Genomic DNA, 12,087 nt, shown 5'->3' with positions numbered 1-12,087 from the left:
AAAAAAGGCACTCAGAAGAGTGCCTCTTTTTTATGATACGGTTTGCTGATATAGTTTTTCAAACTTTTGAATGTCTCCAGCACCCATAAATACTAATACAGCTTCATTATGGTCTTTTAACGATTCAATTGTTTCTTCATTAATTAATTCAGCTCCGCTGATTTTGCTTCGTAGATCTTCAATTGATAATTTACCTTGATGCTCACGGGCTGATCCAAAAATGTCACATAGATATACTTTATCAGCGTGCTGTAAGCTTGCTGCAAAGTCCTCTAAGAACGTTTGTGTACGCGTAAACGTATGCGGTTGGAAAACAGCCACAACTTCACGGTTTGGATACTTTTGACGAGCAGCTGAAATCGTTGCATTAATTTCCGTTGGATGGTGTGCATAATCATCGATTAGCACTTGTTTGCCAACGTTCTTTTCGCTGAAACGACGCTTTACACCTTGATATGTTTTAAAACGCTCTTGCAGCACAGCAACGTCAATTTCTTCATAATGACAAAGTGCAATAACGGAAAGTGCATTTAAGATGTTATGGTCGCCATACCCTGGAATCTCAAATGATGCGTGGAATGTATTTCGAACGAACACGTCAAATGTTGTGCCTGTTGTGCTTTTTACGATATTACGTGCTTGGAAATCATTTTCTTCGCCTAATCCGTAATAAAGAACAGGTACCTTCGCTTGAATTTGCTGCAGATGTTCATCGTCTCCACAGGCAATAATTCCTTTTTTGACTTGAAGTGCCATCTCTTGGAACGCGCTGAATACATCATCGATATTGGCAAAATAATCAGGGTGATCAAAATCAATATTCGTCATAATTGCATAGTCTGGCGTATAAGATAAGAAGTGGCGGCGATACTCACATGCCTCAAACGCAAAATACTTGCTGTCTTTTACACCTTTACCCGTACCGTCTCCAATTAAATATGAAGTAGGTTCAGCTCCTTGAATCACATGCGCTAACATACCCGTTGTGGATGTTTTTCCGTGTGCTCCTGTTACGGCTACACTCGTATACTGTTTCATAAAGTCACCTAAGAAACGGTGATAGCGTACAAGCTTGACTCCTTCTTTTGAAGCTGCTTCTGCAATTTCTTCATGCGTATCAGGAAAAGCATTTCCTGCAATTACAGTCATGCCGTCTTTAATATTATTTTTATCAAATGGTAAAACAGGAATTCCCTGCTGTTCTAGTGCTTTTTGCGTAAAAATTTCTTTTTCAATATCCGATCCTTGAACTTGAAAGCCCATATCGTTTAGGATTTGCGCAAGCGCACTCATTCCTGTTCCTTTAATACCTACAAAATGGTAAACTGTCATATAAAGAACCTCCAACATTCGTCTATCTGTAAGACAGTATATGACGGTTATCTAGAATTGCTCTTACAAACGTATATAAATGTCGTTTGATTGCTGATTTCACGATAACATTCGTACATTATATCACTTCTTATAACATAACTCCATGACTCCATTTCTACTCTCTTCCCTTGCGAAACGGCCTTTTATTTTGGCTTCATCACATAGTATATAGCCTGCTGTTTTAAAAACGATCGCCATGTCATTGCATTTTTTTTGTCATTATATTGGGTTACTAACTGTTCAATGCGTTGTTTATGTCCTAAAAAGAAAGAGTCAATTAACACGTCATATCCGATTGATTTTATTTTTCGAATCCAAATTACTTGTTGTTCCTCTAAATTTGCAAATCTTCCTCTTACATCTTTGATGATAACCTGCTCATTTGTCAATGGGGTATATCCTTTTAAGAAAAACGAATTAGGTACTTTAGACACAATAATTGGCTCTAGTACACTCGTCAAAAAAAAGGCTCCTTGAATTAAAAACGACTCTGTTTTCTGCTTCGCCTGATCAGCTAAAAACAGCTGCAGCAGGGTTTTCCCCTGAATGGTTACATATTCAAATGCAAACCACTGAAAAAATAATTGTTCATGGGAATCAGATAGAGCCGCCTCATGAGGCAAGTTTACTAACTCTTTAAATAGATGTGAAGCCCGCACTTTTTCTCGTATATTCGTATAGCGGTTCACAAAAAAGAAATATTGATTGTAAAAGTCGCAAATAGCATTATCAGACTGAAGCTGCTTTTGTTCACGAATTTCATTAAAGTTAATCAGTTCATGATTTTCTTCTGTCATTACTCTTCACTCGTACTCTAATTATTTTGGTTTGTCCTCTTTAAACGCCTTCAGCTCATATGTTTCAGCTGGTGAGAAATGATAGCAAACTATCACATGCTAAAAAAGCAAAACACACATTATCCTTACATATAGTAAATCATTTTACTAGTTCTGACAAACCTTTTCCTTTTTTTCCTGATGGATTTCTTCCAAAATCCCTACTCAAATTCTGTATAAACGAACTTAAAGCAGGAAAAAAAGAGGCGGCGGATACAGTGACAGAGCGTTAGCTCACATAAAGCTGTATCCTGCTGATTTTGCATAGCCTCTTTTTTTAACCTACATGCAGAAAAACAGCTTAAAATGTAGAAGTGGCTGTTTGACTTTCCATTTCCTGAAGCTCGTTTTCGGTAATGAGCACATCTCTCGGCTTGCTTCCTCTTGCTTCTGAAATAATTCCTTGCTGCTCCATCATATCAATTAGGCGCGCTGCGCGATTGTACCCCATTCTGAAGCGTCTTTGCAGACTGGAAGTAGATGCACCGCCTTGGTCTAGCACAAACTCGCATGCTTCATAGAAAAGCTCATCTTCTTCATTTGAAGCAAAGCTTTGCTGCTTTTTCAACAAATCTTCTTGATCAAATAAGTATGTTGGCTTCATTTGCTTTTTGACATGATCTACAACGCGATCAATTTCTTCATCTGAAACAAAGTTCCCTTGAATTCGAACGCTTTTAGAAGATCCGTTTTCAAGAAGCAGCATATCACCTTTACCTAATAGCTTCTCTGCTCCTCCTGTGTCGATAATTGTACGTGAATCAACTTGCGAAGAAACAGAAAATGCGATACGCGTTGGCACATTTGCTTTAATTAAGCCTGTAATAACATCTACGGAAGGACGCTGCGTTGCAAGCAATAAGTGAATGCCACACGCTCTTGCCTTTTGTGCAATACGGCAAATAGCTTCCTCTACTTCCCCTGGAGATACCATCATCAAGTCGGCAAGTTCATCAATAATAATAACTAGATACGGCAGCTCCCCGCTTTTTTCATTATGTTCTTTTACACGTTCGTTGTATTTTGTAATATCACGTACGCCCGCATGTGCAAACAGTTCGTAACGGCGCTCCATTTCCTCTACTGCCCACTTTAAAGCTGTAGTAGCTGCTTTCGCATCCGTGATAACCGGGCTGACTAAATGCGGAATGCCGTTGTAAGGAGCTAGCTCAACCATTTTAGGGTCAATTAACATAAGCTTGACTTCGTGTGGCGCAGCTTTATAAAGCAAGCTGACGATAATGGTATTAATACACACACTTTTACCAGACCCCGTCGCTCCAGCAATTAAACCGTGAGGCATTTTGTTCAAGTCAGTCACAACCGGCGTTCCTGAAATATCTAACCCTAACGCCACCGTTAAAGGAGAGTTATCTTTTCTAAAAGAAGGATGCCTCAAAATTTCGCGAATTAACACCGGCTTACTTTGACGATTTGGCACTTCAATCCCAATCGTATTTTTCCCTGGAATTGGCGCTTCAATTCGAATATCACGCGCGGCTAGGCTCAGTTTAATATCATCTGTTAAATTCGTAATTTTGTTCACTTTCACACCGGGCTCAGGATGTACTTCAAATCTGGTTACGGTAGGACCTTGCGTGACGTTTACGACCTTAGCTCGAACGTTAAAGTTTTTTAATGTCATATCCAAAAGCTCACGCTGCTCATCCGCCCATTGATTATCTTCTTCAATAGCAGCTGGAGGAATGTTAAGCAAGTTCATTCCAGGAAATGTATAAGGAGAAGAAGCTTTTACATTTACAGGTTCTTCAGATTTTAATGAAGCCTGCGGAACCGCTTCTTCGGTTTTTTCACCGTGAACTTCTTCTTGCCTACTTACTTCCGTTTTTTTTTGCAGAGCTTCTGCCTCCTGCCTTTGGTATGAACCTTGGGACGGCTGACTTTTTTCTCGAGCGCTGTTATCCATCTTTGTGCGGTCTTTTTTCAGCATCATTACGTTAAAAGGCACTAATCGCTTACCGCGAGCTCGTTCAGCATTCCCTGGCTGTTCTGCAGGTACAAGAGGTTCTACAGCTGACTCTTGCTGTACTTGTCCTTGTAACTCTTGACTTTCTTGCATCCTGCTCTCTTCCTCTTTTATCACTGAATTTTCAAGCTCTCGGTGCACAACAGCGGATACCGCTTCTGGTTGCCATTCATCAGCTGCGGGTTGCGATGGATGTAAACTTTCAGAATTCAGCTCATGTTCTGCTTCAACATGAACACTGTTTGTTGGCTCTTCTAGAATGACGTGACTTTCTTTTTCAGCGGCTGGAACTTCTTCTCTCTTTCTAGGCTTTAGTGCTTCTACTTCTTCTGCTTGTAAAAACGCTGGGCTTTCTTCCATCAACGTTTCTGCTTCTGCCTCTTCAGCTTCATTTCCGATCTCTTGTTGGAAAGAAACGGATGATTCAAACGGAGGCGTTTCCTTTGAAATTGGAGCCTCTTCAGCTACTGCTGTTTCTTCCGCCAAATCCCAGTCGGTAGCTTTCTCTTTTGCCACTAACGGTTCGACCGCATGTGATTCTTCAAAAGTTGGAACCTCTTCCTGTTCTTTTACGGCTACTGAAGAACTTGGCTTTTCTTCAGGAAATGATATCTTCTCTTTTTGATTTTCCTCATATTGCTTCCACTGAGCAAAACGCTGAGAAGACAGTTGCATCATTTCTTCCGTTTCTTGAATCTGTGCTTCTTCCGCTATAGGCTTAGAAACTGGTTTTCTTAACGGCTCTACAACAGACGTATTCATCGCTCGTCGGTAAATTTCATCTTCAAACGCTGCTTTTGATAACTGTGTACTCGGAAGCTCATATTCTACTACTTCCTCACTTCCGTTTTGTACAACATTAGAAGGCCGCTTATTAAACCCATAAACAGGTGAAGGGATTTCAGTCGGACGGAACGGACGTTTTCTTACTTGCGGAATCGCTTCTTTCTTTTCAGATACCGCTTTTAACGGCTGAGATACTGACTTAGGCTGCGTTAGCGCCGACTTGCGAACAGGCTCTTGATAAAACGGAGCCGGTGCCTTTTTTGCTACAGGCCTTGGTTCATTTTTAGGAGCTGCTGCCTTTTTTGCTTCTCCCGTATCATCAATTAAAGGGAAACGAAACGTTCCTTTTGGGTATTGATAAGCTACTTTTGTATGAACATCTTGCTGCTCTTCACTGTAATTCCGCTTTTGCGTTCTGGCCGAGTGTGGAACAGAAGGTTTTGGCGCTGCTTTCATCACTGGCTTTTGATGAACTGACTGCATTTGTTTAGGCTTAGTAGCCTTCTTTTTAGGAATTGTTTTTTCTCTATTTAAAGGGTATTCTTCCGTTGTATTTCCATGTTCGTCTACAACGATTTCTTTCACTTCGTATCCTAGTAAATAATCCATTACTTTTCGTACAAAACCCATTTTTATCACTCTTTCTATCAGACTATCTTACTTCGTTTAGCCTCTTATATCGCAGTGCTGCGACATCTACAAAAAGCTATCCATGCATCCTTTATTTACCTTTGGCCTCAAAGTATTCTCTGAGATGGATATATATACTATCTTTTCATTTATCATTCTATCACGTATGCTTGAACTCTTACTATAAAATCTACTATTTTGCTTCCCTTATTTATACAGTAAAATTCCTCTTTGCAAAAATATTTTTTCATGTTTAATTAGCACTCATAATTAAACGCGAAAAAAGCCACTAGTCTATACTAGTGGCTTTTAATTTTATCAAACCTTTTTAAGAATTGACAATTGCTTTTCAGCAACTGTAACGCTTTGAAATATACGTGTAAAAAAACATCCTGCTTTTGCCCTATAAATTAGTATCACACTCTGCTTTTATGCTTGAAAAGGCTGACCTACTTCATATTTGTCTTCAAGTACTAAAATCCCTTTTTCTTGAGGAGCGTTCGGAAGCGCCAGCTCTTTAGCAGAGCAAATCATGCCTGAAGAAGGTACACCGCGCAGCTCTGCATCTTTAATGATCATACCGCTTGGCATAACCGCTCCTACTTTTGCTACGACGACTTTTTGACCTGCGTCTACATTTGGTGCTCCACATACAATTTGAAGTGTTTCTGTGCCAACATCTACTTTACAGATGTTTAGCTTATCTGCATTTGGATGCTTTTCTTTTTCTTGAACATATCCAACTACAAACTTAGGAGATAAATCCACTTCAAGTTTACCTTCAAAACCGCTTTCGCTAAGTACACGATTTACTTCTTCCACCATTTCTTCTGTTAATTCAAGAGAACCATTTCCCTCTACTTTTAACTTAGAAGAAGCATGAAAGATGTTATAGCCAGCCGTTGTATTTGATTTTTGATCAAAGATACGTACAACGTCGCTTTTTGTTTCAAACGTGCGATTTTCAATTGCAATATCTTCTAGCTTGACGATTAACGTATCGCCGATACCTTCTTTATTATAAAAAAGATTCATAATTAGTCCCGTCCTTTACTGCGATTTTTTCCTAGAATAAAAATAGGTTCTAGCTCACCGTTTTCGTATAAAAATGAAAGAGCTGTGATGGGTACACGTCCACTTGCAAAAAAGCTCATGGTCATTTGCGCAAGAATATCATAACCCGTTTCGTTTTGGATATCAGCTAGAATCAGCACATCTTGATGAGGTACTGCTACAGCCATTGTGCCCGAAACACTAGAAGCAAAATCTTGCAAAAATGCCTCGTTAAGAATTCGGCTTGCATCGTATCCATCGTTCTGATTTACAAAATAAAAGTCATTGCCTGCTACCGTATCTTTTTTATGTGAAATCGGCAAAGAGCGAAGATTAAATTTAGCCATTTCCCGCACTGCGGATAGATCTAAATTTTCCTTACGAATTAGTTTCTCATCTAATAGACGATATGTATTGCCTAAATCAAGCGCATAATAAATGCGTGTTTCAGCTGTATGTTCATCATAAATCAACGGCACGTCTTCATTCGATTTATCCGGAAAAGACGTTGAGCGAATAACTGGATAAATGCGCTTTTCTTTTCCCGTTACCTGCTGTTCATCGTTCATAACACGAAGAGCTTCTTTTATATAATATACCATTTCATCTAGAGCCGCTTCCTTTTTTTCTTCCCATTTTGCAATTAGCCCAGGTAAAGAAATGGTTACACCTTTTTTCGTTTCCTTATGTTCAACGCGCAGCGTATCTTTTTCACGATCAAATAAAAATGACCAATCCGCACCCGTTAATCGCTCTTCTAGTAGTTTTCTCATCTTTTGACTATTCATTTTCGCCATATTTACGCCTCCTTTTCTCATTTTTATGTATGAAGACTGATAGCTGTAGATCGCTATCAGTCTTCACTTGTTTTATGCATTTAAGCCGTTAATAAACTCTTCAATTTCTTCTTTTGTTTTACGGTCTTTGCTGACAAAACGCCCTGTTTCTTCTCCGTTGCTGTAACCGACAAAGCTTGGAATGCCAAAGATGCTTAATTCTGCACAAAGATCGATAAAGTCGTCGCGGTCGACATAATGAAATGTATACTCGCTATGATTCGCCTCAATTTCTGGAAGCACAGGCTCGATTACTCGGCAATCTGGGCACCAGTCTGCTGAAAACATCATGATATGTTTTCCTTCTTTAATGATTTCTTTGTATTGTTCAATTGTTTGCATTTTTTCCATTTTTCTTTCCTCCACTTTTTTTTTTACTTTCGTATTTAAACGGCTAAAGCCCCATACATTTTTTAATCCTTCTACATCAAAACATAGTATATGAGTTGTTGCAACTATCATACACTGATGCTTTTCTATTATAAAGGGTTACAAAGGAATTTCCTATTGAACAGCTTGATTTGTCCTAAAATCCAGCTGTCCTTTTAGCATTAAAACAACCTGATAAAACATAGCGGTCCGATCTAAATTTCCATTGGTGAAAATGCCGATTGCTCCTTCTTTTTTTCGAATATTTTTTTGGTTTGTATACACTTCCATAGCTTCGGCTAATTCTTTTTTATCATGACGAAGCATGTCGGCTACCGCTTCAGGAAGCCGAATACGAGCTCCTCCAGCTAAAATCGGTTCAAGGTCCTTAGAGGTAACAAGACTTCCCCAATTGCAAAGGAATAAGCCATGAGGTGTTTCCTGCACCCCTCCTTCGAGCCCAATGCCGATATCAGCACCTGTCTCTTTAACAGCAGCACGCGCGCGGTTAATCGCTCCTTGGATGGTTTCTTCATCAGAAAAAGGCTGTGGTGACACCCCGGACTGCACGCCTACCTCTACATATGTAAAAGTATCTCCAAATACTTTTTTTACTGCATTTACTTTTGTTGGATTCTTCGTTCCGATTGCAATTTTCATTTTTTTCTCCTGTCATGATGAAACAAAGCAACCGCAAAAGCAGCTGCTTTGTTCTTCTTTATCCGTTTTGTTTAATCGTATCAAGCGTTGTTTGGTCTGTAGAGCGTACAAGTTTGACTAATAATTCTTTTGCAGCTGCATAGTCATCCACATGAATCATAGATGCATGGGTATGAATATAACGTGAACATACGCCGATCACTGCAGAAGGAACTCCGTTATTAGAAGTATGAACGCGCCCTGCATCCGTACCTCCTGGAGAAACGAAGTATTGATAAGGGATGCTGTTTGTCTCCGCTGTATCTAAAATAAATTCTCTCATTCCTCTATGTGTGACCATCGTACGGTCAAAGATACGAAGTAATACGCCTTTTCCTAATTGTCCAAATGCATTTTTATCGCCTGACGTATCGTTAGCAGGACTAGCATCTAGTGCATAAAACAAATCCGGTTTAATCATATTCGCAGCTGATTGAGCACCGCGAAGTCCTACTTCTTCTTGAACAGTAGCTCCAGAATATAAGATATTTGGCAATTTTTCATTTTTTACTTCTTTTAATAATTCAATCGCAAGTCCGCACCCATAGCGGTTATCCCATGCTTTTGCCAGTATTTTCTTTTCATTTGCCATTGGCGTAAACGGACAAATCGGTACAATTTGATCGCCAGGACGAATGCCCATTTCTGCTACTTCCTGCTTGCTATCTGCGCCCACATCAATCATCATATTTTTAATGGCCATTGGCTTGTTGCGCTGTGATTCGTCTAATAAATGGGGAGGGATAGAAGCAATTACGCCGGTGATAGGACCTTTTTTTGTCACAACATGGACGCGTTGAGCTAGAAGTACTTGACTCCACCATCCTCCTAGAGTTTGAAAACGAAGCATTCCTTTATCAGTTACAGACGTAACCATAAATCCTACTTCGTCCATATGTCCTGCTACCATTACTTTAGGACCTTTTTCTTCATTATAGCGAACGCCGAATAAACTTCCTAACCCATCTTGAATGACTTCATCTACAAGGGGTTCAATTTGCGAGCGCATAAATGAACGTACTTGATGTTCGTTTCCAGCGGCACCTGGTAACTCCGTTAATGTTTTAAATAGAGATAGCGTTTCATTGTTCATATATACTCTCCTTTATGTATCATTTTCTTTATTGTATCGAAAACCGGAAATAGTTGCTAGTTCCGTCCTTCTCTTCTATGACTCAACTTAACAAAGCATTCGACAATTTGATATAATGATGAAAACATATCCTTAAAAAGCAGGTGAATAACGTGAAATGGACTCAACTAATAGCAGGAGCTGCAGTCGGATTTGCAAGCGCTTATATTATTCAAAAAAGAACGTCGTCAATTTCCTCATCGGAAGCCCTTACGATTGTTAAAAGCGCTTTTAAACAAAATGGGGCAATCGACGGCTCATGGATTGAAACGACGACTAAGGTCATTCAAAAGCATGGTCTCTCTTTTTATGGTTATACAGGTGGAATTATCAGAACACGTGATGCAAAACAGGAACATTACGAGTTTTTCATTGATAAAAAAAGCGGTGCTATTATTGAATTGACGCTGAATACACCCGTTTAATTTCGTCAACTATTTCTCCTTTGTTATCCCATTTTACAGCTCGATAAAAAGCATCATGATAAAAACTTAGCCAAGCTTGATGCTCATAGGCATAAGCTAACCACTGCTGCTTTTGTTCAATCGAAGTCATTGGATAGTCATCATATGCCATTACCCATAAGACATTTTGATGTGCATGTGTTGGCAAAAGATCGCCCATGTGCACTAAGATGTCATTGTTTCCTTTTAATATAACTACAGCATGACCATCGCTGTGACCGCCGGTATGATGAACCGTTACTCCAGGCACAATTTCATCTTTGTCGCTAAATGTTATTACTTGATGCTGAATAAATTCCCAATTTTGTTTCCAATACGTATTTTTAGAACGTATATTAGGATTCCTCATTTCATTCCACTCGATGTCACTAACAAAAATTCTTGCATTTGGAAAAGCAGAGGAAAAGTTTCCGTTGATACATTTTGTTAAGCCTGACACATGATCAAAGTGGAGATGCGTCATAATGATATGAGTAATATCTTCGCACGTGAACCCTAACTTTTGTAAGTCTTCAGCAATAAATGATTCTTCCGTTACGCCAAAATGACGCTTTTTTTTCTCATCCAACATCCCATTTCCTATACCTGCATCAATTAACATGAGGTGTTTTTCAGTTTGAACGAGCAAAGGATCAGTCCTCATGGGAATTCGATTCCCGTCTGAAATGGGATATTTTTTTGTCCAAAGCTCTTTTGGAACAACACCAAACATTGCCCCTCCATCTAAATGATTATTCCCTCCACGAAGCCATGTAACTTTTAATTCGCCTATTGTTAACGTTTCCATTTTACACCTCCATTATATTCCTTTTTATTTTATCACTATCCCCTTCTCTTTTTGAACAAAAAAAGACTGAGGAACTCAGTCTTTTTCATTCAGGTATTTTACTTCACAGCGGTAAATGCGGCTGCCTTTTTGTGAAAATTTCTCTTCATATTCCGTCATAACATTGCCTTCAAAATCGCTTTTATGCAAATCTAAGCTAATGTACTTGAGAAGAAGTCCATATTCTGAAAAGCTTGTCAATGAATACTCAAATAGCCCTTGATTATCTGTTTTAAAGTGAATTTCTCCACCATCAACCAGCAGATTTTCATACATGCTTAAGAACGTTTTGTATGTTAAGCGGCGCTTGGCATGTCTCTTTTTTGGCCATGGATCAGAGAAATTGAGATAAACGCGACCCACATCATTTTTTGCAAAAAACTCACTAAGATGGTTAGCATCTACATTCAACAACTTTAAATTTGGAAGCTCTTCTTCAATCAATCGTTCTAGAGCACTTAAGATGACACTTTCATACATTTCAATTCCAATATAGTTGATATGCGGATTTTGTTTAGCCATCCCTACTAAAAATTGGCCTTTTCCTGTTCCTACTTCAATATGAAGAGGATTTTCATTTCCAAAAACTTCTTTCCAGTTTCCTTTATACTCCGCTGGATTTGGAACCACGTATTGGGGATTTTCAGCAATTTTATCTTTTGCCCAAGGTTTGTTTCGTAATCTCATGTTGCACCTCTTTAATTTATTTTGACGCATTGAAAATGTCGGTTATTCGAAACAACCGACATTTTCATGCATAATTGTGTTTAGATAGAAAAAAATAAGAGCATCATACGAGAAAGGATGATGCTTAATGCCTTTAAATGCCGAACACCAAATGAATATAGTAAAAGATATTTTATCTAATCATCAAAGTGATTGCTGCGGAACGGTTGCGGAATGTGAACAGGTTGAACGTTTAATTCAATCAATGTTAGCAAAAGGATATGCTAGCACAGACGTACAAGCAACACTACAAAACGTTTACAAATACACGCAAGATGCAAAAAGTGCTGCTCATTTAGACGAACATATTCAAACCAATCAACAAAATTTATCACAATGGGTCCAAGAACTATCTACCTTGTCATAACC

12 protein-coding genes are annotated in these 12,087 nt (G+C 38.9%); 2 read left to right on the top strand and 10 right to left on the bottom strand.

Going from position 1 to position 12,087, the window contains the following annotated elements; translation table 11 throughout:
• Positions 1-30: 30 nt before the first annotated feature.
• From murC to ACWATA_RS00400, 8 genes are all read right to left on the bottom strand, one after another.
• On the bottom strand, positions 31-1,332 hold the full coding sequence (murC, locus tag ACWATA_RS00435; RefSeq protein ID WP_013059499.1) for a UDP-N-acetylmuramate--L-alanine ligase: 1,302 nt from the start codon (positions 1,330-1,332) through the stop codon (positions 31-33).
• Between the two features lie 185 nt (positions 1,333-1,517).
• Entirely contained in the window at positions 1,518-2,171 is a 654-nt protein-coding gene (locus tag ACWATA_RS00430; RefSeq protein ID WP_028411819.1) for a hypothetical protein, read from the bottom strand.
• A gap of 340 nt (positions 2,172-2,511) precedes the next feature.
• On the bottom strand, positions 2,512-5,613 hold the full coding sequence (locus ACWATA_RS00425) for a DNA translocase FtsK (protein ID WP_323873928.1): 3,102 nt from the start codon (positions 5,611-5,613) through the stop codon (positions 2,512-2,514).
• A 429-nt stretch (positions 5,614-6,042) separates the two neighbouring features.
• A complete protein-coding gene (ytpR, locus tag ACWATA_RS00420; protein WP_028411821.1) occupies positions 6,043-6,648 on the bottom strand; it encodes a YtpR family tRNA-binding protein in 606 nt (201 codons plus the stop codon).
• A 2-nt stretch (positions 6,649-6,650) separates the two neighbouring features.
• The gene (locus ACWATA_RS00415; RefSeq protein WP_080754456.1) at positions 6,651-7,463 is read right to left on the bottom strand and encodes a DUF1444 domain-containing protein; all 813 of its coding nucleotides are present in this window, start codon (positions 7,461-7,463) and stop codon (positions 6,651-6,653) included.
• 72 nt (positions 7,464-7,535) lie between these two features.
• Positions 7,536-7,853 (bottom strand): thioredoxin family protein, encoded by a 318-nt coding sequence (locus ACWATA_RS00410; RefSeq protein WP_013059504.1) that lies wholly within the window; start codon positions 7,851-7,853, stop codon positions 7,536-7,538.
• Between the two features lie 153 nt (positions 7,854-8,006).
• Positions 8,007-8,531, bottom strand: a complete 525-nt coding sequence (locus tag ACWATA_RS00405) for a DUF84 family protein (RefSeq protein ID WP_473049530.1) — start codon at positions 8,529-8,531, stop codon at positions 8,007-8,009.
• Between the two features lie 58 nt (positions 8,532-8,589).
• Positions 8,590-9,663, bottom strand: coding sequence for a M42 family metallopeptidase (locus ACWATA_RS00400; protein ID WP_013059506.1), 1,074 nt, complete (start codon positions 9,661-9,663; stop codon positions 8,590-8,592).
• Between the two features lie 152 nt (positions 9,664-9,815).
• Between ACWATA_RS00400 and ACWATA_RS00395 the strand changes: the two genes are divergently transcribed.
• Entirely contained in the window at positions 9,816-10,127 is a 312-nt protein-coding gene (locus ACWATA_RS00395; protein ID WP_028411825.1) for a PepSY domain-containing protein, read from the top strand.
• On the opposite strand, the gene ACWATA_RS00390 is transcribed toward ACWATA_RS00395, so the two are convergent.
• Positions 10,096-10,953: a YtnP family quorum-quenching lactonase gene (locus ACWATA_RS00390; protein ID WP_028411826.1), complete on the bottom strand. Its 858-nt coding sequence runs from the start codon at positions 10,951-10,953 to the stop codon at positions 10,096-10,098. The two genes, ACWATA_RS00395 and ACWATA_RS00390, sit on opposite strands and share 32 nt — an antisense overlap.
• A 75-nt stretch (positions 10,954-11,028) precedes the next feature.
• Positions 11,029-11,679, bottom strand: a complete 651-nt coding sequence (gene trmB / locus ACWATA_RS00385; protein WP_028411827.1) for a tRNA (guanosine(46)-N7)-methyltransferase TrmB — start codon at positions 11,677-11,679, stop codon at positions 11,029-11,031.
• Positions 11,680-11,806: 127 nt separating this feature from the next.
• Here trmB and ACWATA_RS00380 point away from each other — a divergent pair, with 127 nt between their 5' ends.
• Positions 11,807-12,085, top strand: a complete 279-nt coding sequence (locus ACWATA_RS00380) for a YtzH-like family protein (protein ID WP_028411828.1) — start codon at positions 11,807-11,809, stop codon at positions 12,083-12,085.
• Positions 12,086-12,087: the final 2 nt, after the last annotated feature.

Source organism: Priestia sp. USM5, assembly GCF_058323215.1.
This window is presented reverse-complemented; position numbering and strand designations above follow the sequence as displayed.